The organism is Streptomyces atratus, from assembly GCF_014648655.1.
GTDB lineage: Bacteria > Actinomycetota > Actinomycetes > Streptomycetales > Streptomycetaceae > Streptomyces > Streptomyces atratus.
The window spans coordinates 484,170-508,141 of record NZ_BMRN01000003.1 but is presented as its reverse complement, the minus strand read 5'-3'; the positions used below and the strand labels follow the sequence as shown (position 1 = coordinate 508,141).

Below are 23,972 nucleotides of genomic sequence, written 5' to 3'. Positions count from 1 at the left end.
GCGGTCCGGGTGATGTCAGGACGTACCCCGGCGCGCCAGCAGCCAGGGCTCCACGACGCCGAGGCCACGCACCGGGCGCTGCCACATCGGCTGCAGCCCGTAGCGGTACTTGGGCCCGGCCGTCGGCTCCACGCCGTTCTGGCGCTCCTTCTCGGCCGCTGCGGCCTCCTCCGCCGCCTGCGCCTCGGAGGTCGGGGCGTCGCCGGTACGGGTCAGCTCCTCCGCGAACGCCCCGTCCACCAGCACGGCGTCCTTCGGCGCTATCGAAGTCAGCCGGCTGGCGAGGTTCACCGTCGTACCGAAGACATCGCCCATTCGGGTGGTGACCGTGCCGAAAGCGATGCCGACGCGCAGCGCGGGCATGGTCTCGTCCTGGGTCATCGCCTCGATCAGGCGCAGCGCGATCTCGGCCGCGGTGCGTGCGTCGTCGGCGGCGTAGAGGACCTCGTCGCCGAGGGTCTTGATGAGCCGCCCGCCGTGGGCGGCGACCAGGTCGGCGCAGGTGGTCTCGAACGCCTCGACCAGCTCGCCGAGCTCCTCCTCCTCCAGCCGCCGGGTCAGCCGGGTGAACCCGACGAGGTCGGCGAAGCCGACGGCCAGGCGCCGGTCGACCATCTCCTCGTCGTCGGCGGCCTGCACGACCCGGCCGGTGGCGGCGGCGAGCTGGCGCCGCCACACGTACACCAGGAACTCCTCCAGCTCCGGGAGGAGCAGCTCGACCAGCGGGTACGTGACCTCGGTCCGGGTCATGCCGGGCTCGGGCGGTTCGGTCAGCCCCTCCAGGAAGGAATCGATCTGCCACTCCGCCAGCCGGGCGGTGGTCTGCCCGGTGGACCGGGCCACCTGGATCGCCATCGGCTCGCTGAGCAGCCCCGCCTCGACGAGACCGGCGAGCCGGCGCAGCGCCAGCACATCGGCCTCGGTGAGCGCCCTGGCCTGCCCGATGTCGGCGAAGCCCATGGCCCGCCAGAACCGGGAGGCCAGGTCCATCGAGACGCCTGCGGTACGGGCCGCCTGGAACGGCGTGTAGCGCCGGTCGGCGCCCAGGATCAGCTGTTCCAGCCGGATCGCGAGGGGATCGTCGGTCGGTTCCGCCGTATGGTCGACTTCGTGATGCGGTGTCGGGTGGACCGAGGGGTCCGACGGGGGCTCCGCGCCCGTGCCGGAGGTCGTGTCGTCGACGGTCACCAGCCGCCTCCTGCCCGTTCCCTGCGCACTGCCCTGCCGATCTGTCGGTGGATCGCCTCAACGATACGGCAGGTGTGCCGTGGCTCACGTCGCTGAGTCTTCCCGGAATGTTCCTGGGTGGGCCGGGGGCGTGGGTGGTCGCGGCCGGTGGGTGGTTTCCAGGAGGGCAAGGACTCGTGCCCCGGTACGTGTCGAGGCAGGCCGGAGGCGGAGGCAGGCGCGGACACACCGCGGCGCGCCACACGCACGTCCCAGGCGCTGCCGCGGTACGTGTCCGGGTGAGGCGGGGGGTGGTCGTGCACGACCACCCCCCGCCTCAGGTCAGGCCGCCGCCGACGCCCCGCAGGTGCACGATGTCACCCGCCGATACGGGCTCCTGGAGGCCGTCGTCGGTGGACAGGATCAGTCGGCCGTCGCCGTCGATCGCCACGGCCTCGCCGGTGAGCGTGCGGTCTCCGGGCAACTGGGCCCGTACCGTCCGGCCGAGCGTCGCGCAGCCCGCCGCGTACGCCTCCTGCAGGCCGCTCGCCGCCGCGTCGCCGTCCGCCGCGCGCCACTGGCCGTACCAGTGCTCCAGAGAGCGCAGTACGCCCCGCAGCAGCGTCTCGCGGTCGGTGGAGACCGCTCCGGCCAGGGCCAGCGAGGCGGCCGTGGGGGCGGGGAGTTCGTCGGTGCGCAGGGAGACGTTGAGGCCGATGCCCACGACGACCCCGTTCCCGGCTCGCTCGGCCAGGATGCCGCCCGCCTTGCGTTCCTCGCCCTCCACTGTCACGAGGAGGTCGTTGGGCCATTTCAGTGCCGTGTCGACGCCTGCCGCCCGCGCCAGACCCGTCGCCGTCGCGACGCCCGCGAGCAGCGGCAGCCAGCCCCACCGATGGACAGGGACGTCGCCCGGCGTCACGAAGACGGAGAAGAACAGGCCCGAACGGGCCGGAGCCGTCCAGGTGCGGTCGAGGCGGCCGCGGCCCGCGGTCTGTTCCTCGGCGACCAGCACGGTGCCTTCGGCGAGCCCCGCGGCCGCGCGCCGGGCGAGGTCGGAGTTGGTGGACCCGGTGGTCTCCACGACGTCGAGCGAGGTCCACAGTCCGCCCGGCCGCAGCAGCCCGCGGCGCAGCGCGGGGACGTTCAGGGGCGGTCGGTCCAGGTCCGACCAACGGCTCTGTGGCGCATCCGAAGGTGTCATGCAAGCCAGACTAGGTGTGGCAAACGACGCACTGCCGAACCGTATCCGCGCCGATACGCTACGGATCAGTAGGTGTTCAGTACCTGATCAGCAGCACAGTCGTCCCCGTGACCAGGCAGGGAGCCTCCACCCGATGTCCGAGCCGGAAGAGATCGACATCCACACCACCGCGGGCAAGATCGCGGACCTGCAGCGCCGTATCGACGAAGCAACGCACGCGGGCTCCGAGCGCGCGGTCGAGAAGCAGCATGCGAAGGGCAAGTTGACCGCCCGCGAGCGGATCGGCCTGCTGCTCGACGAGGGTTCCTTCGTGGAGCTCGACGAATTCGCCCGGCACCGCTCCACCAACTTCGGCATCGAGAAGAACCGCCCCTACGGAGACGGCGTCGTCACCGGCTACGGCACCGTCGACGGCCGCCCCGTCTGCGTGTATTCGCAGGACTTCACCATCTTCGGCGGCTCGCTCGGCGAGGTCTACGGTGAGAAAATCGTCAAGGTGATGGACTTCGCGCTGAAGACCGGCTGCCCGGTCATCGGCATCAACGACGGCGGCGGCGCCCGCATCCAGGAGGGTGTGGTCGCGCTCGGCCTGTTCGCCGAGATCTTCCGCCGCAATGTGCACGCCTCGGGCGTCGTCCCGCAGATCTCGCTGATCGTCGGACCGTGCGCGGGCGGAGCGGTCTACTCCCCCGCGATCACCGACTTCACCGTCATGGTCGACCAGACCTCGCACATGTTCATCACCGGCCCCGACGTCATCAAGACCGTCACCGGCGAGGACGTCGGCTTCGAGGAACTCGGCGGAGCCCGCACCCACAACACCACTTCGGGTGTGGCGCACCACATGGCGGGCGACGAGAAGGACGCCATCGAGTACGTCAAGTCGCTGCTGTCGTACCTCCCTTCGAACAACCTCTCCGAAGCACCGGCCTTCCCGGAGGACGCGGACCTCGCCACCACCGACGAGGACCGCGAGCTCGACACCCTCATCCCGGACTCGGCGAACCAGCCGTACGACATGCACACCGCCATCGAGCACGTGCTGGACGACGGCGAATTCCTGGAGACCCAGGCCCTGTTCGCGCCGAACATCATCACCGGCTTCGGGCGTGTCGAGGGCTACCCGGTCGGCATCGTCGCCAATCAGCCGATGCAGTTCGCCGGCTGCCTGGACATCAACGCGAGCGAGAAGGCCGCGCGGTTCGTCCGCACCTGCGACGCCTTCAACGTGCCCGTCCTGACCTTCGTCGACGTCCCCGGCTTCCTGCCCGGCGTCGACCAGGAGTACGGCGGCATCATCCGCCGCGGCGCCAAGCTGATCTACGCCTACGCGGAAGCGACCGTCCCGCTGATCACGGTGATCACCCGCAAGGCCTTCGGCGGCGCGTACGACGTCATGGGCTCCAAGCACCTCGGCGCCGACATCAACGTCGCCTGGCCGACCGCGCAGATCGCGGTGATGGGCGCACAGGGTGCGGTGAACATCCTGCACCGCCGCACGATCGCCGCCGCCGAGGACCAGGAAGCAACCCGCGCCGAGCTGATCGCCGACTACGAGGACACGCTGCTCAACCCGTACGTGGCGGCCGAACGCGGCTACGTCGACGCGGTGATCATGCCGTCCGACACCCGCGCCCACATCGTGAAGGGGCTGCGCCAGCTGCGCACGAAGCGCGAGTCGCTGCCCCCGAAGAAGCACGGCAACATCCCGCTCTAGAAAGGGTCCTGGCCATGATCAAGGTCGTACGGGGCAACCCGACCCCCGAGGAGCTGGCTGCCGCACTGGCGGTGGTCCGGGCGCGTGCCGCGGCGACGGCGTCCGATGCGTCGTCCGGCGTGCCGGCGCTGCCCGGCCAGTGGTCCGACCCGGGGCGTATCGCCCGGCGCGAGCGCCGTCTGCCGGGGCCGCGGGCCTGGGCGCGGACGTACTGGCCGGGGTAGTCGCAGGAGTTCCTGTTCGCGCACGTTTTCGGAGGTCCGGGCCGCTTCGGGGTCCGGACCTCCGGTGCGTCCGGGCACAATCTGGTCCGTACGCACCAGAGCGGCTGAGTACCTGTACTCAGGCGCGGTATCCGCCCCCCGCAGCAGGATCGGTCCCATGCTGTGGTCCGACCCGGAGAACAAGCCGCCGAAGGAACTGCGCGACGCCCAGGACATGATGCGGCGCGCGGGGCTGGTGCTTGCGCTCGCGATGGTGGTCGCGATGTTCGTGCTCGGGACGCGGTGACGTGTGCGGTGGGCGCCGCCCCGGCCCCCGCTCCTCGAACGCCGGACGGGCCGACTCACCGGCTCGGGAGCGGCTGATGTGTCGCCCGGCGGGCCGGACGCCGGCTCGCCCCTTCTACGATGGCGCGTATGACTGATCAGCGCCGTCTCGTGCTCGCCTCCGCCTCCCCCGCCCGTCTCGGCCTTCTGCGGCAGGCCGGATTCGCGCCCGAGGTGATCGTCAGCGGGGTGGACGAGGACGCGCTGAGCGCCCGGACGCCGGCCGAGCTGGCGCTCGTTCTCGCCGAGGCCAAGGCCGCCGCGGTGGCCGGCCGGCCGGAGGTGGCGGGCGCCCTGGTCGTCGGGTGCGACTCGGTGCTCGAACTCGACGGCGAGGCGCTCGGCAAGCCGGCCGACAGCGAGGAGGCCATCGCCCGCTGGAAGTCCATGCGCGGCCGGGCCGGTGTGCTGCAGACCGGCCACAGCGTGATCGACACCGCGACCGGACGTACGGCCTCGGCGACCGCCTCCACGACCGTCCGCTTCGGCGAACCCACGGACGCCGAGATCGCCGCCTACGTGGCCTCGGGCGAGCCGCTCCACGTGGCGGGCGCCTTCACACTGGACGGCCGTTCGGCGCCGTTCGTCGACTCCATCGAGGGCGACCACGGCAATGTCATCGGGCTCTCGCTGCCGCTGCTGCGCCGGCTGCTGGGCGAGCTGGGGATCTCCGTGACCGAGTTGTGGGTCTGAGCCGGACCCGTTCTGCGTCAGGCCGTGGCCGGAGCGCCGGGTTCGGCGTCGCCCGTCGCCCGGTCGGCCTCGGGGCCGTACGCCACCAGCGACAGCACGATCAGCCCGAGCACCACCATCAGGCACGCGAACGCGGCCCAGCCGACCAGCCCCACCGTCAGCGCCCCCAGCACCCCGTGCACCACGGCGCAGGCGATGAGGGCGATACGGCCGATACGGCCCGGGGTCCGGTCGCGGACGCCGGCCAGCAGAAGGACCAGCCCGCACAGCAGCAGATACAGGCCGAAGGCGCCGCCCATCGCCCATGTGCCGTTGGACATGGCTGCGGATTCCAGCCCGGCCAGTGACATGTCCTGGTTCCTGACGACCGTCGCCAGGATGCCGTTGATGACCACGATGCCCACGGCCTCCACGAACAGCACGATCGCGGTCACGAACGCCACCGGTCTGCGCATCACGGTGCTCCCCCCTGTTACCTGCAGTACGTGCGATAGCGCGGACCCTACTAATGGGTAACGCTCCGGACAAGGGTCCGGACGGCCTTCGCTCCCACCCCGTACTTCCGAGGCGCACCCGTGCGCTTTCCCCGCGCCCCCTTGTCGCGCCTCTCGTGCGTCGGGCAAAGAATCGTTCGCCCATTAGTGGGGACTCGACAAAGAAACACCGGGCACGGCTGCTTGCACTAACAGAGACCTGGACCACACCTCGTGGCTACTGTGCGGTCACGAATCCCGGCGTACCGTGGTGCCACAAGGGATTTCGCGACTTGAGCAAGCCTCGAATCACACTCCGTGTGGGCAAGCTCACCAATGGGGACGGGTCGTAGGGCCGTGTCGGTAGTCCCTAAACTCAGCTTGTTTCAAGGAGGGAGCCATCGTGCGCAAGGTGCTCATCGCCAACCGTGGCGAAATCGCTGTCCGCGTTGCTCGGGCATGCCGGGATGCCGGAATCGGGAGCGTGGCCGTCTACGCCGACCCGGACCGCGACGCTCTGCATGTACGTGCGGCCGACGAGGCATTCGCTCTGGGCGGTGACACCCCGGCTGCCAGCTATCTGGACATGGCCAAGGTGCTCCAGGCTGCCAAGGACTCCGGGGCGGACGCGATCCACCCGGGATACGGCTTCCTGTCGGAGAACGCCGAATTCGCCCAGGCCGTCATCGACGCGGGTCTGACCTGGATCGGCCCGCCGCCGCAGGCGATCCGGGACCTCGGTGACAAGGTCGCCGCCCGGCACATCGCGCAGCGCGCCGGCGCACCGCTGGTGGCCGGTACGCCCGACCCGGTCGAGGGCTCTGCCGAGGTCGTGGCGTTCGCGAAGGAGCACGGGCTGCCGATCGCGATCAAGGCCGCCTTCGGTGGTGGCGGTCGCGGGCTGAAGGTGGCGCGCACGCTGGAGGAGATCCCGGAGCTGTACGACTCCGCGGTCCGTGAGGCCGTCGCGGCGTTCGGCCGCGGGGAGTGCTTCGTGGAGCGCTACCTCGACAAGCCGCGCCACGTCGAGACGCAGTGCCTGGCCGACAGCCACGGCAACGTCGTCGTCGTCTCCACCCGCGACTGCTCGCTCCAGCGCCGCCACCAGAAGCTGGTCGAGGAGGCCCCCGCGCCGTTCCTCTCCGAGGCGCAGAACGCGGAGCTGTACGCGGCGTCGAAGGCCATCCTCAAGGAGGCCGGTTACGTCGGTGCGGGCACCGTGGAGTTCCTCGTCGGCACGGACGGCACCATCTCGTTCCTGGAGGTCAACACCCGCCTCCAGGTCGAGCACCCGGTCACCGAGGAGGTCACCGGCCTCGACCTCGTGCGCGAGATGTTCCGCATCGCCGACGGCGAGGAGCTCGGCTACGACGACCCGGCCATGCGCGGCCACTCCTTCGAGTTCCGGATCAACGGCGAGGACCCGGGCCGCGGCTTCCTGCCCGCCCCGGGCACGGTGACCACGTTCGCCCCGCCGACCGGCCCCGGTATCCGCCTCGACGCGGGCGTGGAGTCCGGTTCCGTCATCGGCCCCGCCTGGGACTCGCTCCTGGCGAAGCTCATCGTGACCGGTGCGACCCGTGAGCAGGCGCTGCAGCGGGCGGCGCGCGCGCTGGCCGAGTTCAACGTCGAGGGCATGGCCACCGCCATTCCGTTCCACCGCGCCGTCGTCACCGACCCGGCTTTCACCAGCGAACCGTTCCAGGTCCACACCCGCTGGATCGAGACCGAGTTCGTCAACGACATCAAGCCCTTCACCGCCACCGCCGATACGGAGGCGGAGGAGGAGACCGGCCGCGAGACCGTCGTCGTCGAGGTCGGCGGCAAGCGCCTCGAGGTCTCGCTGCCCTCGTCGCTGGGCATGAGCCTGGCCCGTACCGGGCTCGCTGCGGGGGCCAAGCCCAAGCGCCGCGCGGCGAAGAAGAGCGGCTCCGCGGTCTCCGGCGACACCTTGGCGTCCCCGATGCAGGGCACCATCGTCAAGATCGCCGTCGAGGAGGGCCAGCAGGTCAACGAGGGCGACCTCATCGTCGTCCTGGAGGCCATGAAGATGGAGCAGCCGCTGAACGCGCACCGCGCCGGCACCATCAAGGCACTCGCCGCCGAGGTCGGCAGCTCGATCTCCTCCGGCGCCGTGATCTGCGAGATCAAGGACTGATCGAGCGGTACCCGAGGTTCCACCGGGGCCCCTGCCGAGTCGTACGGCTCGGCAGGGGCCCCGTTCGGCGGCGCCGCGTCACCCCCCGGCGGGTGACGCGGCGGCCGTCCTCGTGGCGAGCGACAGGATCAGGGTCAGCGCCAGGAAACCGGCCCCGGCGAGCAGCCCGGTCGCGTAGCCGGAGATAACCTCCGAAACGATGCGGAGGCACTATCCGGATAGGCAATGGCATCCTGGACCCGGGGCGGGAAAAGGGAGGACTGCGCAATGGCGATGAGCACGGCACAGACACCGGCCCGGCCCATGCGTGCCGACGCGCGCCGCAATTACGACCGGCTGCTGGGTGAGGCCCGTACCGCCTTCGCGGAACACGGCACCGACGCGTCCCTGGAGGACATCGCGCGACGTGCGGGCGTGGGGATCGGCACGCTGTACCGGCACTTCCCGAACCGGCACGCGCTGATGAACGCCGTCTTCCAGGAGGCCCTCACCTCCCTGATCGCCCGTTCCCGCGAACTCGCGGGGGCGGAGCAGCCGTGCGGGGGCCTGGTGGAGTGGCTGGGCGCGATCATCACTCATGCGGGTGAGTACCGCGGGCTCGCCCAGGCGCTCATGTCGACGTCACGGGACGAGACTTCGGCACTTTCGCAGTGCAATGTGCCGCTGCGCGAGGCGGGGGCGGTGCTGCTGGCGCGTGCGCAGGCGAGCGGGGCGGTGCGGGCGGATGTGTCCATCGACGACCTGATGCAGCTGACGAACGCGATCGCGCTGGCTGCGGAGCAGTCGCCGGATGATCCGGAGTTGGCGGGGCGGCTGCTGATGCTGACCTTGCAGGGACTGAAGGGGCCGAACGCGGAGGGGGGTTGAGGAGTACGGGCGCGGGTGACCGTGGGCGCTGCGGGTCCGCCATGCGGGACCTGTTCGCCTGCTTGTCCCTTCCCGAACCGGGGCGCAGCCCCGGGGCCCGGGCCTCAACCGCCGGAGGGGCTCGGTTTCGCGGAGCCCCGGTTCGGCAAGGGGCGGGTCGGGGGAAAGTGACCCCCCACCCCCTACCGGCGCCGCAGATCCGCCACCCTCGCGCGGTCTCCCTGCCCCTGTTCCGCCAGTACCGCAGCGCTCCGTAGCGGCTGCGGGCCGGGCCCCCCAGGACCACCCCCGCGCGTACGGCGCTGCCCGGGCAGTGGCATGTCGCGGCGGGTCTGGCGGCCCGGCGGGAGAGCCTCGGCCGGTGCGGGGCCGCTTCCGGCGCCTGCCACCGCGATCTGCACCCCCTGGTCGGCCAGGGCCTGCAGCTCGGTGGCGGCACGGTCGTCGTGGCCGGGCGGTTCGTCCGTCACCAGACGGGTGATGAGATCCGTCGGCACCGTCTGGAACATGGTGTCGGAGCCGAGCTTGGTGTGGTCCGCCAGGACCACCACCTCCGCCGCGGCCTGCACCAGGGCCCGGTCCACGCTCGCGGAGAGCATGTTGGACGTGGAGAGGCCGCGTTCCGCGGTGAGCCCGCTCCCGGAGAGGAACGCTCGCGAGACCCGCAGTCCCTGGAGGGACTGCTCGGCCCCACTGCCCACCAGGGCGTAGTTGGAGCCGCGCAAGGTACCGCCGGTCATCACCACTTCCACCCGGTTGGCATGGGCCAACGCCTGGGCGACCAGCAGCGAGTTGGTGACCACGGTCAGACCGGGGATCCGCGCGAGCCGGCGGGCCAGCTCCTGCGTGGTCGTACCGGCACCGACGACGATGGCCTCACCCTCTTCGACGAGACCGGCGGCCAGGTCGGCGATGGCCGTCTTCTCGGCGGTGGCGAGATGGGATTTCTGCGGAAAGCCGGACTCCCGCGTGAAACCGCCCGGCAAAACCGCACCGCCGTGCCGGCGGTCGAGGAGTCCTTCTGCCTCCAGCGCCCGCACGTCCCGCCGTACGGTCACTTCGGAGGTCTGGACGACGCGGGCGAGCTCACGGAGCGATACCGCCCCGTTGGCACGCACCATTTCGAGGATTAATTGACGACGTTCTGCAGCGAACACGAAACTGACAGTAACGCGACGTCCGAGTGTTTTCAGCAGTTTGCGCCGAATAACAGAAGTTGTACATACAAGGGGCCACCAAGTGGTATAGGTGGCCCCGTTGTTGTTCCGTACTGATCGTCAGGCGGTCACCCGACCACCCGAGTTGCCAGGGATTGCCGGGTTCCCGAAGGTGCTTACGCCTCGCCCGTGAGCTTACGGGTGTGCAACTGACGGGCCACTTCCGCGATCGATCCCGACAGGGACGGATACACGGTGAAAGCGTTCGCGATCTGTTCCACCGTCAGGTTGTTGTCGACCGCGATCGAGATGGGGTGGATCAACTCGCTCGCCCGCGGCGCGACGACACAGCCGCCGACCACGATGCCGGTGCCGGGCCGGCAGAAGATCTTGACGAAGCCGTCCCGGATGCCCTGCATCTTGGCGCGCGGGTTGCGCAGCAGCGGCAGCTTCACCACGCGTGCGTCGATCTCGCCGGAGTCGACGTCCGCCTGGGTGTAGCCGACGGTGGCGATCTCGGGGTCGGTGAAGACGTTCGAGGAGACCGTCTTCAGGTTCAGCGGGGCCACCGCGTCACCGAGGAAGTGGTACATCGCGATCCGGCCCTGCATGGCGGCGACCGAGGCGAGGGCGAAGATCCCGGTGACGTCACCGGCCGCGTACACGCCGGGGGCGCTGGTGCGGGAGACCTTGTCGGTCCAGATGTGGCCGGACTCCTTGAGCCTGACCCCGGCCTCCTCCAGGCCCATGCCCGCGCTGTTCGGGATCGCACCGACCGCCATCAGGCAGTGCGAACCGGAGATGACCCGGCCGTCGGCCAGGGTGACCTCGACCCGGTCCCCGACACGCTTCGCCGCCTGGGCGCGGGAGCGGGCCATGACGTTCATGCCGCGGCGCCGGAAGACGTCCTCCAGGACGGCGGCCGCATCCGGGTCCTCACCCGGCAGCACCCGGTCACGCGACGAAACGAGGGTGACGCGTGAGCCGAGCGCCTGGTACGCGCCCGCGAACTCGGCACCCGTCACGCCGGAGCCGACCACGATGAGCTCCTCGGGGAGCTCGTCGAGGTCGTAGACCTGGGTCCAGTTCAGGATGCGCTCGCCGTCGGGGAGCGCATCCGGAATCTCTCGGGGATGGCCACCGGTCGCGATCAGCACGGCGTCGGCGGTGAGCCTCTCCTCCGTACCGTCGGCGGCGGTCACGACGACCGTGCGGGAGCCGTCGGCGGCCTGGAGGCCGTCGAGGCGGCCGCGGCCGCGCATCACACGCGCCCCCGCACGGGTGACCGAGGCGGTGATGTCGTGGGACTGGGCGAGCGCCAGGCGCTTCACACGCCGGTTGACCTTGCCGAGGTCGACGCCGACGACACGGGCCGCCTGCTCGATGTGCGGCGTGTCGTCGGCGACGATGATGCCCAACTCCTCGTACGAGGAGTCGAAGGTGGTCATCACCTCTGCCGTCGCGATCAGGGTCTTCGAAGGCACGCAGTCGGTGAGCACGGACGCGCCGCCGAGGCCGTCGCAGTCGACGACGGTCACCTCCGCGCCGAGCTGGGCGCCCACCAATGCCGCCTCGTACCCGCCGGGTCCGCCGCCGATGATCACGATCCGGGTCACGAAAAGTCCGCCTCGCGTGTGTCATCCCGCGGCCGTCTGCTGCCCCGGCCGGGGGTCCGGGGAGTCGCCCCGGGGAATGCAGTACGTACTTCATTGTCCCGCACGCGCCAAGGTGCTTCGCCCCGGGGCCCTCCATACGTGCCCCGGGGCGTGCGCGACGGGGTTCCGGGACGGCAGGCGCTGTACGGAACCCCGTAAGGGGTCTTCCTCACAGGAATCGGCGTTCCGCCCACCGCCTCCCGTACTCTCGACCCCATGTCGCTCTACGCCGCGTACGCCGGCAACCTCGACGCGCGGCTGATGACGCGCCGCGCACCGCATTCCCCGCTGCGCGGCACCGGCTGGCTCAACGGCTGGCGGCTGACCTTCGGCGGGGAGCAGATGGGCTGGGAAGGCGCGCTCGCCACGGTGGTGGAGGCCCCCCGTTCCCAGGTCTTCGTGGCGCTGTACGACCTGGCGCCGATGGACGAGGACTCCATGGACCGGTGGGAAGGCGTCGGCCTCGACATATACCGGCGGATGCGGGTGCGTGTGCACACCCTGGACGGCGAGGAGCCGGCCTGGATGTATGTGCTGAACGGGTACGAGGGCGGGTTGCCGTCCGCCCGCTATCTGGGCGAGATCGCGGACGCCGCGGAGTCCGCGGGCGCACCGCACGACTATGTGATGGAACTGCGCAAGCGTCCCTGCTGACCCGCCGGACCAGCGCTTTTGTGTGAATGTACGAGGAAGCGTGTGCAGACTCTACGCATGGGCATCTACGCGCGTAGGGAATCACCGGCTACCCTCATCCGCGTGAACGCATCAGTTATTCCGGACAACATCCAGGGCGACCCGCACGCCGCCGCCGCCGACGCCGCCGCCCGCCTGCGCGAGCTGACCGGTGCCGAGACCCATGACGTCGCGCTCGTGATGGGTTCCGGCTGGGCACCTGCGGGCGATGCGCTCGGCACTCCGGAAGCCGAGTTCCCGGTGACCGACCTGCCCGGTTTCCCGGCGCCCGCCGTGCAGGGGCACGGCGGCACGATCCGCTCGTACCGGATCGGCGAGAAGCGCGCCCTGGTCTTCCTCGGCCGCACGCACTTCTACGAGGGCCGCGGCGTCGCAGCCGTCGCGCACGGGGTCCGGACCGCCGTCGCCGCCGGATGCAAGACCGTCGTCCTGACGAACGGCTGCGGCGGCCTGCGCGAGGGCATGCGCCCCGGGCAGCCGGTCCTGATCAGCGACCACATCAACCTGACCGCGGCGTCCCCCATCATCGGCGCCAACTTCGTCGACCTGACCGACCTGTACTCGCCGCGGCTGCGCGCGCTGTGCAAGGAGGTCGACGAGACCCTCGAAGAGGGTGTGTACGTGCAGTTCCCCGGTCCGCACTACGAGACCCCGGCCGAGATCAACATGGTCCGTGTCATGGGCGGCGACCTGGTCGGCATGTCCACCGTGCTGGAGGCGATCGCCGCACGGGAGGCGGGGGCCGAGGTGCTGGGCATTTCGCTGGTCACGAACCTGGCGGCGGGGCTGAGCGGGGAGCCGCTCAACCATGAAGAGGTGCTGCAGGCGGGGCGGGATTCCGCCACGCGGATGGGGGCGTTGCTGGCACGGGTGCTCGAGCGGATCTGAGCCGAGGGGTGAGGGCCGCGGGGTGCGGGGCCGGGTGGGCGTGGCGCCTGCGGCGGCCTGTCCCCCGCCCCGCCCCCTCCCGAACCGGGGCAGCGCCCCGGGCCCCGCGCCTCGGACGCCGGTGAGGCTGAGACCAAGCCCCTCCGGCGATTGAGGAGCGGGGGTCCGGGGCAGCGCCCCCGTAACCCACCCACCCCGCAGAAAGGCGGACACCGTGCAGCAGGACCTCATCGCGCAGGCCAGGACGTGGCTCGCGGAGGACCCCGATCCCGAGACCCGTGACGAGCTCGCCGAGCTCATCGACACCGAGGACCTCGACGAGCTCGCCGCACGGTTCGCCGGCACGCTGCAGTTCGGCACGGCCGGGCTCCGCGGTGAGCTGGGGGCCGGGCCGATGCGGATGAACCGGGCGGTCGTCATCCGCGCCGCGGCCGGACTCGCCGCCTACCTCAAGGCCGAGGGACAGACCGGCGGGCTCGTCGTCATCGGGTACGACGCCCGCTACAAGTCCGCCGACTTCGCCCGCGACACCGCGGCCGTGATGACCGGCGCGGGCCTGCGCGCGGCGGTACTCCCCCGCCCGCTCCCCACTCCTGTACTGGCGTACGCCATACGGCACCTGGGCGCCGTCGCGGGCGTCGAGGTGACCGCCAGCCACAATCCGCCGCGCGACAACGGCTACAAGGTCTATCTCGGCGACGGCTCGCAGATCGTCCCCCCGGCGGACGGCGAGATCGCCGCCGCGATCGCGGCCGTCGGCCCGCTCGACGGCGTGACCCGCCCCGACGACGGCTGGGAAACCCTCGGTGACGAGGTCCTGGCGGCCTACCTGGCCCGTACGGACGCCGTGCTCGCCGCCGGATCGCCGCGCACCGCCCAGGTCGTGTACACCGCGATGCATGGCGTCGGCACCTCCGTGCTGACCGCCGCCTTCGCCCGGTCCGGGTTCCCGGAGCCCGTGCTCGTCGCCGAGCAGGCGGAGCCCGACCCGGCGTTCCCCACCGTCGCCTTCCCCAATCCGGAAGAGCCCGGCGCGATGGATCTCGCCTTCGCCACCGCACGCCGTACGGACCCCGACCTCGTCATCGCCAACGACCCGGACGCCGACCGCTGCGCCGTCGCCGTCCCGGATCCCGCCGCCGACGGCGGCTGGCGGATGCTGCGCGGCGACGAGGTCGGGGCGCTGCTCGCCGCCCATCTGGTGAACCGCGGCGTGACCGGTGTCTTCGCCGAGTCGATCGTGTCGTCCTCGCTGCTCGGCCGGATCGCCGAGAAGGCCGGCCTCGGCTACGAGGAGACACTGACCGGCTTCAAGTGGATCGCCCGCGTGGACGGTCTGCGGTACGGGTACGAGGAGGCGCTCGGCTACTGCGTCGACCCGGAAGGCGTACGCGACAAGGACGGCATCACGGCCGCACTGCTCGTCGCCGAACTGGCCTCCGTACTCAAGGAGCAGGGGCGTACGCTCCTCGACCTGCTCGACGACATCGCGGTCGAGCACGGACTGCACGCCACCGACCAGCTGTCGGTCCGGGTGGAGGACCTGTCGGTCATCGCGGACGCCATGCGGCGGCTGCGCGAGCAGCCTCCGACCGCGCTCGCCGGTCTCGCCGTCACCTCTGCCGAGGATCTGTCGCAGGGCACCGAGCAGCTGCCGCCCACCGACGGGCTGCGCTACCACCTCCAGGGCGCCCGGGTGATCGTCCGCCCGAGCGGCACCGAGCCGAAGCTCAAGTGCTACCTGGAGGTCGTGGTGCCGGTCGGTTCGGCGGACGAGCTGCCCGCGGCCCGCGCGAGGGGTGCGGAGCTGCTCGCCGGGATCAAGCGGGACCTGGCGGCGGCGGCCGGGATCTGACCTGTTGTGACCGCCGGCTTCACGTACGCGTCAGGCAGGTGAAGCCGGTGTCCGGGCCCACGCACGACTGGAGCGTCAGGTCACGCCTCGCGCATCACCGAGCAGGCCGGCCGGGACGGTGCTCATCGCGCGAGCGCGGTCGCGCTCGGGTCCGGCCGGGTGCGACGGTGCACGGAGACATCCGGGCGCCGGTGCCCGTGGTCCTCGAACTGTCCACAGGCCGACAGTTGATGAGCCGGCCTTCGGCGGCTCGGGCGTCGCACCGGCGGATGCAGGCAGTGGTCTCCCGGCCGGCGGGGGACGTCCGGGCGATCAGGCGGACGCGATGTGCTCACACACTCCGTCGCTGATCGTGGGTCGTCCCCCGCTCCGTTCCGGGTGCACCACGTCGGCTACTTGAGGTTGAGCAACTGCTCCAGCGGGTCGATGGCGAAGTAGACGAGGAAGAGCACCGCGGTGCCCCAGAGCAGCCAGTGGACTTCGCGGGCCTTGCCCAGGCACGCCTTGATGACCACGTAGGCGAGGAAGCCGGCGCCGATGCCGTTGGTGATGGAGTAGGTGAACGGCATGACGGCGATGGTCAGGAAGGCGGGGATGGCAAGTTCGTACCGGTCCCAGTCGATGTGTTTGACCTGGGTCATCATCAGGAACCCGACCGCGATGAGGGCGGGGGCCGCAGCCTGGAGGGGCACGATGGTCAGAACGGGGGTGAAGAAGAGGGCGAGGGCGAACAGGCCGCCGGTGATGAGGTTGGCGAAGCCGGTGCGTGCGCCTTCGCCGACACCGGCGGCGGACTCGATGTAGGTGGTGGCGGACGAGGCGGAGGCGGCGCCGCCGACGACGGCGGCTGCGCCGTCGATCAGCAGCACGCGGCCCAGACCGGGGACCTGGCCGCGCTCGTCGAGGAGTCCGGCTTCGGCCGTGACCCCGACGACGGTACCCATCGTGTCGAAGAAGTCGGACAGGATGAGAGTGAAGACGAGCAGGACGACGGTCAGCACGCTGACCTGACCGAACGAGCCGAACAGATCGAACTTGCCCAGGAGTCCGAAGTCGGGTGCGGCGATGGGCTTGTCGGGCAGCGAGGGGTTGGTCAGACCCCAGGACTTGATGTCGGCAATCCCGTTGATGACGACGGCGACGACGGTCATCACGACGATGCTGATGAGGATGGCGCCCTGCACCTTGCGGGCCAGGAGGACCATCGTCATCAGCACGCCGAGACAGAAGACGAGCATGGGCCAGCCGGTGAGGGTGCCTGTGCCGATCTGAACGGGCACGGTGGTGTTCGCGGCGTCCGGGATGCGGGTGACGAACCCGGCGTCCACGAAGCCGATGAAGGCGATGAACAGGCCGATGCCGACACTGATGGCTTGTTTGAGAGGTTGCGGAATGGCGTGCATGATGGCCTCACGCAGGCCGGTCAGCACCAGTACGCAGATCAGCAGGCCTTCGAGCACGATGAGGCCCATCGCGTCGTCCCAGCTCATCAGAGGGGCGATCTGGAAGGCGGTGACGGCATTGAGACCCAGGCCCGCGGCCAGAGCGAGCGGCAGGTTGCCGCCCACACCCATGATCACGGTCATCACGGCGGCCACCAGGGCGGTGGCGGTCGCCAGTTGACCGGCGTCCAGCTGGTGGCCGAACTTGTCCTCGGTACTGCTGAGGATGATCGGGTTCAGTACGAGGATGTACGCCATGGTGAAGAAGGTGGCGAACCCGCCGCGTATCTCACGGCCGTACGTCGAACCGCGTTCGGCGATGCGGAAGAACCGGTTGAGCGGGCCACCGGGTCTGGTTGTCGGCGCTTCGGCCGGGCCTGTCGTGCTGGTGTGCATGACTGCGTCTCCTGGACCTGCAAGTGCGAGGGAAAACATGGCAGTGGCGCCGGAAAGCGTGTGTCAGTCGGTTGTACGAACACACATACGGCGCTTTGCGAGCGGATCATACGCGGCAGGAATGTAATCTCAATCGCTTTGCGGAATCCATTGGTTGACTTTCCCGCACCACCCCCTGTCGGTTCCTCCAAAATCACCGGCGACCTATCCAGCCAAACCGGGATGCGGGCGACAGCGGCCATGGAGTTCACCCCGGGTGACTCCCTACTCTCGGTCCGTGCATCCACCGCTCCCCTTCAACGCGCGCGCCGCCCGCATCCTGCGCGAGAAACTCGGGATGGCCCCCGGCCACGTCGCTTACGGCATGCGCGCCTCCTACGGCACGACCCACATCACCCCCAACCACATCACCGCGTGGGAACGCGGCACCGCACTGCCCACCGCCAGCGAACTCACCGCCCTGGCCGGTGCCCTGTGGTGCAACCCCCGCGAACTCATGGGCGCTCCCCGCACTCTGCGTGAACACCGTCTCGCCCGCGGACTGGCCGTCGAGGACGTCGCCCGCGCCACGGGCCTCACCCTTGACGCCTACCACCAGATGGAAGAAACCGGCCGATGGACGGGCGACAAACGACAGTCCGCCAAACTCGGCGCCCTCCTCAACCTGCCCCCACGCGACTTCATCGCCATCACCGGCCTGGAGGACGAACTCGCCCGACTCCTCACCGAAGCCGTCTCCACCCGCTGGCAGGCCCACATCCGCGCCATCGCCCGCCTCGTCTCCACGGAACGCCGCGACCTGCAAGACCCCCTGCGCGACATGCACCACGAGTACCAGACCCTCATGGCCGCCACCCTCAGCCGAGCCGGCGGCACCACCGCCTCCGGCGAAAACGGGCGACGCTACATCGACGACATCGTCAACCACTTCTGGGCCCGGCTCCCGGAGCACTAGCCGGACCGCATCCGCGCGGCCGGTGCATCGGGAACGTGATCAGGCAGACCGGTCTGCCTGATCACGAGTCACGGGTGACAGGCATGGCCGACGCGAGCGCCACCGGGCAGCAGCCGGGAAAACGGCGGCGAGCAGGGCCTGCGCGGGGACGGATTCCCGATGCCGCGGCGCGACGGCGGCACCGTACGCATCAACCTGCGCACACCCGCCCCGGCCGACTAACGAGACACCGCCCACCCCGGTATTCGACTGCGGTACCCGGCAGTTGAGCCCGGACTTCGTACCGCCCCTCTGCACGATGTCCAACTGCCCGATGCGTTGCGGTTTCTGCTCGACAGCCGCCGGCAGCGACAGCTTTCTGCACGCGGAGCACATCGCCGGGCTCGGCGTCGAGCGCGGCGACTTCGTCGATCAATACCTCGCCGTGACCCGGCAGCTCAGAATCGGACGGGAACTCTCACCTATCGGACACCGCGCCACCTGGCAGTGCTGTCCGACCGCAAGTGATCAATTACTGCAGCCGGACGCCTGCCAGGCACTGGCCGACGCCGGATGCCGCGCCGTACAGCTCGGCCTGGAATCATCCGCGGAATTACGGCCGTGTCCCCGAAAACCTGAGCAATGCCGGAATCCAGGTCCATGTCTTCATCATCGTGGGCGTGCCCGGCGAGCCGATCACTCCGACGCCGAGACCGATCGCCGGCTGTGGGAGGTGTCGGAACAACAGACCGCCGTACGGTTCGTGTTCCCGACGCCTGTCCAGACCGCTCTGCTGCCACATCGAAGACGCCGGTGGGGAGTGCGCGCCCCCTCCGTCTCGGGTGCGCGCACTCCGTCGAGCGGCGAAGCCCCTGCTATCGGGCTGAGCCGGCCCCGGCCAGGCGTCAGTTCTTGACCGGCCACTCCAGCGGGTCGTTGTAGAAGCCCTGGCTCAGTTCGACCGCGGCGGCCTTCTGGCCCTCGGGGATCAGGAAGGCGGTGCAGATCTTCTCCGACTGTCCCGGGCTCACCTTCTTCCCGGTGTCCGGCGCCGGGCAGTTCGGCCACTTGGCGTCACCCATGATGACGATGAGGGCCTTGGTGCGCTCGCCCTTGTCCGTCTTGACGACCAGGTCGTCGTCCATGTCGCCGACTTCCATGGGCTTGCCGCTCTTGTGGGTGAGGGTGGACCACACGTACACGGGGACCTTGGGGGCCTCGTCCTTGTCCTTCTCCAGGCCGGAGTTGTCCATGTCGGCCTTCGTTCCGGTCTGCACCTTCGTGGGCGTGACCGTGAACTTGCTGCCCTTCGACTTCTGCATGGTGCTTTCCTGCGGCGGGCTGGCCTCGCCCAGACGGTAGGTCGCCTTGCCTTCCGACGAGGACGAGCCGGAACTGCGCCTGCCCTTCCCCGAATCCGAGTCGTTGCAACCGGTCAGCACCACGGCCAGCGCCAGGGCGCCGACCGCCGCCGGCACAGCACGATTCCACGTGCGCATATCTTCTTCGATCTCCCCGTTGAAACATTCCCGTTGCCCGGCCGGGCGGCAAAGCCCTCACAGCCGGGGCATGTTCGAGCGCACGATCTTGCCAGATGGGAACCGTCCGCCCGGGGGAAGGGGCTACCTGCTGCACCGGATCGTCACAGTCGCGCCCTGTCGGCAGTATTCACTGGCAGCATCCACACGATTAGGTAGACTGGTCTACCTAATCATGGAGGGAGCAGGCATGACTGACGCGAGGGCCGCCGGAAAGCAGCCGGGCAAGCGGCGGCAGGGGCCTGCGCGCGGGCGGATTCTCGAGGCCGCGGCGCGACGGTTCTACGCCGACGGCGTGGCGGCGACCGGGATCGACACGATCACCGCCGAGGCCGGTGTGGCGAAAATGAGCCTCTACAACAACTTCACCTCCAAGGCCGACCTCGTCTCCGCCTACCTCCAGGCCCGGCACGAGGAGTGGCTCGGCCTCTACCGGCGGCGTCTGGCCGGCGCGCAGGGCCCCCGGGAGGCCGTACTGGCCGTCTTCGATGCCTACGCCGACCACGCCGGTCTCGCCTACGAGCACGGCTTCCGCGGATGCGGGCTGCTCAACGCGGCTGCCGAGCTGCCCACCGGGCACGAGGGCCGGACGGTGGTGCGCCACCACAAGGAGGAGGTCGAAAGCCTGCTCGCCACCCACCTCCAGGAGTTGCTGCCCGGCCAGGACGAGAAGGCCCGTGCCGCAGCGGAACACCTGGCGTTCCTGCTCGAAGGGGCCATCGTGCGCGCGGGCCTCGAAGGAGACGACGTACGCATGCGGCGCGCACGTGACATGGCGGCGCGCCTGGTGGACGGCCTGTGATGGGGCGCGCCGGTCGCACTGCGGCCGGACCGGGGGCGGGCGCACTCGCCGTGCTGCTGGCCTCGGTGCTGTGGGGCACCACAGGCACTGCTGCAACCTTCGCGCCGCAGGTGGGGCCGCTGGCGATCGGCTCCGCGGCGATGGGCCTGGGCGGACTGCTGCAGGCTCTGGTGGCCGCGCCTCGCATCGCACAGGCGCGCGTGGCGCTCAGGGCGCAGTGGCGGATCGTGCTCGTCGGGGGATCGGGCGTGGCTCTGTATCCGCCGGCCTTCTACACCTCCATGCATCTGGCCGGTGTCGCGGTGGGAACGGTCGTGTCCATCGGCTCGGCCCCGCTGGCATCGGCCTTGATCGAGCGGATCGTCGACCGGCAGCGCCTGTCCCGGCGATGGATGGCCGGTGCCGCCCTGGGGCTGGCCGGCACCGTGCTGCTGTGTGCGGCCGAGGCCGCCCAGGGCGGTTCCGGAACCGGTACGGGGTCTGCCGGGCAGACCGTCGCCGGGGTGGGGCTCGGGCTGGTCGCGGGCGTGACGTACGCCGTGTACGCGTGGGCCGCGCACCGCCTCATCACACGCGGCGTCACCTCGCGCGCGGCCATGGGAGCGGTGTTCGGACTCGGCGGGCTGATGCTCGTGCCGGTGCTACTGGCCACCGGCGCACCGCTGGTCGCCTCCTGGACGAATGCGGGCGTCGGCCTCTACATGGCGCTGGTGCCGATGTTCACCGGGTACGTCCTGTTCGGGTTCGGCCTGTCCCGCATCCCCGTCAGCACCGCGACGACCCTGTCCCTGCTGGAGCCCGCCGTAGCGGCTGTGTTCGCGGTCCTGGTCGTGGGTGAACACCTGCCCGCCCTCGGCTGGGCCGGGGTCGTGCTCGTCATCGCCTCCCTCGGTGTGCTGACCGTCCCCTCCCGGCGTCTGCGAGCGCCTCGTCGCGCCACTGCGGGGAGGCCGACGGCGGAATCGGCGGTCCCGGCGTCTTCGGACCGTGCCGCGCGCGCCCGAGGACCTCACGGCACTGCTCCCGGAACCGTTCCTGAGAACCGGACCGGCAGGCCCACCGTGTAGGTGCCGTCGCCCGCGAGCCCGACGCGCTCGACGACCTCCCGCTCGACGGCGAGGGTCGAGGAGGTGGGCGCACGGTTCGCGTTCTGCGGAACCGGTCCCGGGCGAGGAAGGGCGGCTCCGCGACTGAGCGATCTTCTCGATCACCGACGCGAAGTGGCCACCGGACTGCCGCCCGGGACTGGAGGAGCGGTTGGCCGGGATCCTGGGTCGCCGTGCGTCGGGCGCGATCGAGAGCGTGCGATGAGTTCGGGGCGGCGTGACAGTCTCTATTGCCGCAGACCTGGAGTGCGGTCCACCCGGATCGAGAATGAGGAGCGAGTCCCATGCGCATCGTGATCAGTGAGTTCATGAGCTTGGACGGTGTCGTGCAGGCGCCGGGCGGGCCCGACGAGGACACCGACGGCGGCTTTGCCCACGGTGGCTGGTCGCACCCGTTCTTCGATCCGGAGGTGGTGGGCGGCGCCTTCGACGACGCGCTGTCCAAGGCCGAGGCGCTGCTGTTCGGGCGCCGCACATGGCAGTCGATGGCCGCGGCGTGGCCCGAGCGGGCCGGGGACCCGTTCGCCGACCGGATGAACGCCATCCCGAAGTACGTCGTGTCCGACACGCTGGACGACTCCGAGCTGTCCTGGGACAACACCACGCGTATCCCCGGCGACAAGGCCGTCGCCCGCATCCAGGAGCTGCGCGGGTCCGACGGCGGCGACCTGCTGGCCATGGGGAGCCCCACGCTCGTACGCAGCCTGCTGAGCGAGGGCCTGGTCGACGAACTCCGGCTCATGATCATGCCGGTGATCCTCGGCGGCGGAAAGACGGTCTTCCCCGACGACGGTGCGCTGCGCGCACTTGAGCTGGTCTCGACGGTCACCAGCGGTACGGGCGTGCACGTGTGCACCTACCGGCCGACCGCCAAGGAATAGGCCGGGAGGACGGGGCTGCTCTGCGGCTGAGGCCTCAGCCCGTCGCGAGCAGCACCACCAGCAACACCGCGCCCACCACCGCCGGTGCGATCACCTCGTACGCCCAGCGCACCGAGACCGAGGACGCCGAGGGTTCCGAAGTCGTCGCGGCCTTCGACGACTTCACCGAACCCGCCCCCGCCTTCGCCCGCTCCACCAGCTCCCGCAGATCCGCCATGGTCCGGTCGGCCGTCGCCACCCGGGACTTGGTGTCACGGACGTCCGCATGCACGGAAGTGCGGTCGTACGGATCGTCCAGCGACCGCCGGGACTGCTGCCTGGCCGCCTTCTTCCGCTGTCGCAGCGACACGGGTACCGCCCACAGCTGGTATTTGGTGCCGTCCTCGGTGAACAGCTCGCTCGAATAACCGGCCCGCAGATCCGCGACCGCCGTCCACGGCATGGTGATCGTCCGGAACGGGTTACGGATCTTGATGCGCTGCTCGTTGGCGAGGACGACGGGCCGCAGCGTGAACGCGACGACCAGCGGCACCGCGGTGAGCAGCCCGGCCAGCGCCAGCCACGGCACCCGGTCGTCACCACGGAGCACGGCGTCCCCGCCGATCCAGCAGATGAGGAGAAGCAGCAGGACACCCCCGGCGATCCCGGCGGGCGACCGGAAGGTCCGGTCGGCGTAGGTGGGCTCGGCAGGAGGTGTGGGGCTCGTCATGGGCCCGATTCTGCCTGACGTGCGCAAGGGGCGCCGGGGCGGCCGTCGCGGTACTGTGCGACGCACGGATGAGCAGGCCCCCTGTACAGGTCGCTACGCGCGTAGATATGCTCCTCTGGTGACCATGCCCACCACTGCTCCCGCATTCTCCGACGCGACCGCGTCCGACAGTGCGCTGCGCCGCTTCCTGCACGGGCTGCCCGGCGTCGACGCCGTCGGCCTCGAAGCGCGCGCCGCGTCCCTCGGAACCCGTTCGATCAAGACGACGGCCAAGGCGTACGCCATCGACCTGGCCATCTCGATGATCGACCTGACGACGCTGGAAGGCGCGGACACCCCGGGCAAGGTCCGGGCTCTCGCCGCCAAGGCCGTCAATCCCGACCCGACCGACCGCACGGCCCCGCGTACCGCGGCGGTCTGTGTCTACCCCGACATGGCGGCGACCGCCGTCGCCGCGCTGGCCGGCTCCGGCGTGAAGGTGGCGTCCGTGGCGACGGCCTTCCCCGCCGGCCGCGCCGCGCTCGACGTCAAGCTCGCGGATGTCCGCGACGCCGTTGCCGCCGGGGCCGACGAGATCGACATGGTGATCGACCGGGGTGCCTTCCTCTCCGGCCATTACCTCAAGGTGTACGAGGAGATCCTCGCCGTGAAGGCCGAGTGCGCGCGGGCCGACGGCCCTGACGCCCGGCTCAAGGTGATCTTCGAGACCGGCGAGCTGTCCACGTACGACAACATCCGCCGCGCCTCCTGGCTCGGCATGCTGGCGGGCGCCGACTTCATCAAGACGTCGACCGGCAAGGTGGGCACCAACGCCACGCCCGCGAACACCCTGCTGATGCTGGAGGCCGTGCGCGACTTCCGGGCGCAGACCGGCGTACAGATCGGTGTGAAGCCGGCCGGCGGCATCCGTACATCCAAGGACGCGATCAAGTTCCTGGTGCTGGTGAACGAGACCGCGGGCGAGGACTGGCTGGACAACCACTGGTTCCGCTTCGGCGCCTCCAGCCTGCTGAACGATCTGCTGATGCAGCGCCAGAAGCTCAGCACCGGCCGTTACTCCGGCCCCGATTACGTGACGGTGGACTGATC

The 23,972-nt window shown here is 70.3% G+C and carries 22 protein-coding genes; 14 read left to right on the top strand and 8 right to left on the bottom strand.

The annotated features are described in order from the left end of the window. Window positions 1-15 precede the first annotated feature (15 nt). Complete coding sequence (locus IEZ15_RS07990; protein WP_114246283.1) at window positions 16-1,188, bottom strand: adenylate/guanylate cyclase domain-containing protein; 1,173 nt, start codon at window positions 1,186-1,188, stop codon at window positions 16-18. A 316-nt stretch (window positions 1,189-1,504) separates the two neighbouring features. Then, window positions 1,505-2,371, bottom strand: a complete 867-nt coding sequence (locus IEZ15_RS07985; RefSeq protein ID WP_114246282.1) for a biotin--[acetyl-CoA-carboxylase] ligase — start codon at window positions 2,369-2,371, stop codon at window positions 1,505-1,507. A gap of 133 nt (window positions 2,372-2,504) precedes the next feature. On the opposite strand from IEZ15_RS07985, the gene IEZ15_RS07980 reads away from it, so the two are divergent. The 4 genes from IEZ15_RS07980 to IEZ15_RS07970 all read left to right on the top strand — a co-directional run bounded on the left by IEZ15_RS07980 (window position 2,505) and on the right by IEZ15_RS07970 (window position 5,329). After that, window positions 2,505-4,088, top strand: coding sequence for an acyl-CoA carboxylase subunit beta (locus IEZ15_RS07980; RefSeq protein WP_114246281.1), 1,584 nt, complete (start codon window positions 2,505-2,507; stop codon window positions 4,086-4,088). Between the two features lie 14 nt (window positions 4,089-4,102). Beyond that, entirely contained in the window at window positions 4,103-4,312 is a 210-nt protein-coding gene (locus IEZ15_RS07975) for an acyl-CoA carboxylase epsilon subunit (RefSeq protein ID WP_189275296.1), read from the top strand. 157 nt (window positions 4,313-4,469) lie between these two features. Next, window positions 4,470-4,598: a morphogenic membrane protein MmpB gene (gene mmpB, locus IEZ15_RS46370; RefSeq protein ID WP_093900106.1), complete on the top strand. Its 129-nt coding sequence runs from the start codon at window positions 4,470-4,472 to the stop codon at window positions 4,596-4,598. A gap of 119 nt (window positions 4,599-4,717) precedes the next feature. After that, window positions 4,718-5,329, top strand: a complete 612-nt coding sequence (locus tag IEZ15_RS07970) for a nucleoside triphosphate pyrophosphatase (RefSeq protein WP_189275294.1) — start codon at window positions 4,718-4,720, stop codon at window positions 5,327-5,329. Window positions 5,330-5,346: 17 nt separating this feature from the next. On the opposite strand, the gene IEZ15_RS07965 is transcribed toward IEZ15_RS07970, so the two are convergent. After that, on the bottom strand, window positions 5,347-5,784 hold the full coding sequence (locus IEZ15_RS07965; protein ID WP_189275292.1) for a hypothetical protein: 438 nt from the start codon (window positions 5,782-5,784) through the stop codon (window positions 5,347-5,349). A 421-nt stretch (window positions 5,785-6,205) separates the two neighbouring features. Between IEZ15_RS07965 and IEZ15_RS07960 the strand changes: the two genes are divergently transcribed. After that, window positions 6,206-7,960: an acetyl/propionyl/methylcrotonyl-CoA carboxylase subunit alpha gene (locus IEZ15_RS07960; RefSeq protein WP_114246277.1), complete on the top strand. Its 1,755-nt coding sequence runs from the start codon at window positions 6,206-6,208 to the stop codon at window positions 7,958-7,960. 267 nt (window positions 7,961-8,227) lie between these two features. Continuing rightward, window positions 8,228-8,827: a TetR/AcrR family transcriptional regulator gene (locus tag IEZ15_RS07955; protein ID WP_189275289.1), complete on the top strand. Its 600-nt coding sequence runs from the start codon at window positions 8,228-8,230 to the stop codon at window positions 8,825-8,827. A 182-nt stretch (window positions 8,828-9,009) separates the two neighbouring features. Here IEZ15_RS07955 and IEZ15_RS07950 read toward each other — a convergent pair whose 3' ends face one another. Beyond that, complete coding sequence (locus IEZ15_RS07950) at window positions 9,010-9,984, bottom strand: DeoR/GlpR family DNA-binding transcription regulator (RefSeq protein WP_189275286.1); 975 nt, start codon at window positions 9,982-9,984, stop codon at window positions 9,010-9,012. 176 nt (window positions 9,985-10,160) lie between these two features. Next, window positions 10,161-11,600 (bottom strand): NAD(P)H-quinone dehydrogenase, encoded by a 1,440-nt coding sequence (locus IEZ15_RS07945; RefSeq protein WP_114246275.1) that lies wholly within the window; start codon window positions 11,598-11,600, stop codon window positions 10,161-10,163. Window positions 11,601-11,855: 255 nt separating this feature from the next. Here IEZ15_RS07945 and IEZ15_RS07940 point away from each other — a divergent pair, with 255 nt between their 5' ends. The 3 genes from IEZ15_RS07940 (at window position 11,856) to IEZ15_RS07930 (ending at window position 15,075) form a co-directional block, all read left to right on the top strand. Next, on the top strand, window positions 11,856-12,293 hold the full coding sequence (locus IEZ15_RS07940; RefSeq protein ID WP_072486709.1) for a gamma-glutamylcyclotransferase family protein: 438 nt from the start codon (window positions 11,856-11,858) through the stop codon (window positions 12,291-12,293). Window positions 12,294-12,395: 102 nt separating this feature from the next. Next, complete coding sequence (locus IEZ15_RS07935; RefSeq protein ID WP_189275284.1) at window positions 12,396-13,220, top strand: purine-nucleoside phosphorylase; 825 nt, start codon at window positions 12,396-12,398, stop codon at window positions 13,218-13,220. A 214-nt stretch (window positions 13,221-13,434) separates the two neighbouring features. Next, complete coding sequence (locus IEZ15_RS07930; protein ID WP_189275282.1) at window positions 13,435-15,075, top strand: phospho-sugar mutase; 1,641 nt, start codon at window positions 13,435-13,437, stop codon at window positions 15,073-15,075. 392 nt (window positions 15,076-15,467) lie between these two features. On the opposite strand, the gene IEZ15_RS07925 is transcribed toward IEZ15_RS07930, so the two are convergent. After that, the gene (locus IEZ15_RS07925) at window positions 15,468-16,913 is read right to left on the bottom strand and encodes an NCS2 family permease (protein WP_114246271.1); all 1,446 of its coding nucleotides are present in this window, start codon (window positions 16,911-16,913) and stop codon (window positions 15,468-15,470) included. 277 nt (window positions 16,914-17,190) lie between these two features. Between IEZ15_RS07925 and IEZ15_RS07920 the strand changes: the two genes are divergently transcribed. Further along, window positions 17,191-17,868: a helix-turn-helix domain-containing protein gene (locus tag IEZ15_RS07920; protein ID WP_189275280.1), complete on the top strand. Its 678-nt coding sequence runs from the start codon at window positions 17,191-17,193 to the stop codon at window positions 17,866-17,868. An 884-nt stretch (window positions 17,869-18,752) separates the two neighbouring features. Here IEZ15_RS07920 and IEZ15_RS07915 read toward each other — a convergent pair. Further along, a complete protein-coding gene (locus IEZ15_RS07915; protein WP_229845778.1) occupies window positions 18,753-19,325 on the bottom strand; it encodes a hypothetical protein in 573 nt (190 codons plus the stop codon). Window positions 19,326-19,575: 250 nt separating this feature from the next. On the opposite strand from IEZ15_RS07915, the gene IEZ15_RS07910 reads away from it, so the two are divergent. The 3 genes from IEZ15_RS07910 (at window position 19,576) to IEZ15_RS07900 (ending at window position 22,174) form a co-directional block, all read left to right on the top strand. Continuing rightward, window positions 19,576-20,187 carry a TetR/AcrR family transcriptional regulator gene (locus IEZ15_RS07910; RefSeq protein ID WP_229845777.1) on the top strand — a complete coding sequence of 204 codons (612 nt, stop codon included), beginning with the start codon at window positions 19,576-19,578 and terminating at the stop codon, window positions 20,185-20,187. Continuing rightward, entirely contained in the window at window positions 20,187-21,254 is a 1,068-nt protein-coding gene (locus tag IEZ15_RS07905) for a DMT family transporter (RefSeq protein WP_189275274.1), read from the top strand. Before IEZ15_RS07910 ends, IEZ15_RS07905 begins: the two co-directional genes overlap by 1 nt. Before the next feature lie 323 nt (window positions 21,255-21,577). Next, the gene (locus IEZ15_RS07900; RefSeq protein WP_114246267.1) at window positions 21,578-22,174 is read left to right on the top strand and encodes a dihydrofolate reductase family protein; all 597 of its coding nucleotides are present in this window, start codon (window positions 21,578-21,580) and stop codon (window positions 22,172-22,174) included. A gap of 34 nt (window positions 22,175-22,208) precedes the next feature. On the opposite strand, the gene IEZ15_RS07895 is transcribed toward IEZ15_RS07900, so the two are convergent. Then, complete coding sequence (locus tag IEZ15_RS07895; RefSeq protein ID WP_189275273.1) at window positions 22,209-22,883, bottom strand: PH domain-containing protein; 675 nt, start codon at window positions 22,881-22,883, stop codon at window positions 22,209-22,211. Window positions 22,884-23,007: 124 nt separating this feature from the next. Between IEZ15_RS07895 and deoC the strand changes: the two genes are divergently transcribed. Next, window positions 23,008-23,970, top strand: coding sequence for a deoxyribose-phosphate aldolase (gene deoC / locus IEZ15_RS07890; protein WP_189275394.1), 963 nt, complete (start codon window positions 23,008-23,010; stop codon window positions 23,968-23,970). Window positions 23,971-23,972 lie beyond the last annotated feature (2 nt).

Coding starts and splice junctions, on each gene's coding strand:
- IEZ15_RS07985 (WP_114246282.1), bottom strand. CDS start 2,371: ATGACACCTTCGGATGCGCCACAGAGCCGTTGGTCGGACCTGGACCGA.
- IEZ15_RS07980 (WP_114246281.1), top strand. CDS start 2,505: ATGTCCGAGCCGGAAGAGATCGACATCCACACCACCGCGGGCAAGATC.
- IEZ15_RS07975 (WP_189275296.1), top strand. CDS start 4,103: ATGATCAAGGTCGTACGGGGCAACCCGACCCCCGAGGAGCTGGCTGCC.
- mmpB (WP_093900106.1), top strand. CDS start 4,470: ATGCTGTGGTCCGACCCGGAGAACAAGCCGCCGAAGGAACTGCGCGAC.
- IEZ15_RS07970 (WP_189275294.1), top strand. CDS start 4,718: ATGGCGCGTATGACTGATCAGCGCCGTCTCGTGCTCGCCTCCGCCTCC.
- IEZ15_RS07965 (WP_189275292.1), bottom strand. CDS start 5,784: ATGCGCAGACCGGTGGCGTTCGTGACCGCGATCGTGCTGTTCGTGGAG.
- IEZ15_RS07955 (WP_189275289.1), top strand. CDS start 8,228: ATGGCGATGAGCACGGCACAGACACCGGCCCGGCCCATGCGTGCCGAC.
- IEZ15_RS07940 (WP_072486709.1), top strand. CDS start 11,856: ATGTCGCTCTACGCCGCGTACGCCGGCAACCTCGACGCGCGGCTGATG.
- IEZ15_RS07925 (WP_114246271.1), bottom strand. CDS start 16,913: ATGCACACCAGCACGACAGGCCCGGCCGAAGCGCCGACAACCAGACCC.
- IEZ15_RS07910 (WP_229845777.1), top strand. CDS start 19,576: ATGACTGACGCGAGGGCCGCCGGAAAGCAGCCGGGCAAGCGGCGGCAG.
- IEZ15_RS07905 (WP_189275274.1), top strand. CDS start 20,187: ATGGGGCGCGCCGGTCGCACTGCGGCCGGACCGGGGGCGGGCGCACTC.
- IEZ15_RS07900 (WP_114246267.1), top strand. CDS start 21,578: ATGCGCATCGTGATCAGTGAGTTCATGAGCTTGGACGGTGTCGTGCAG.
- IEZ15_RS07895 (WP_189275273.1), bottom strand. CDS start 22,883: ATGACGAGCCCCACACCTCCTGCCGAGCCCACCTACGCCGACCGGACC.
- deoC (WP_189275394.1), top strand. CDS start 23,008: ATGCCCACCACTGCTCCCGCATTCTCCGACGCGACCGCGTCCGACAGT.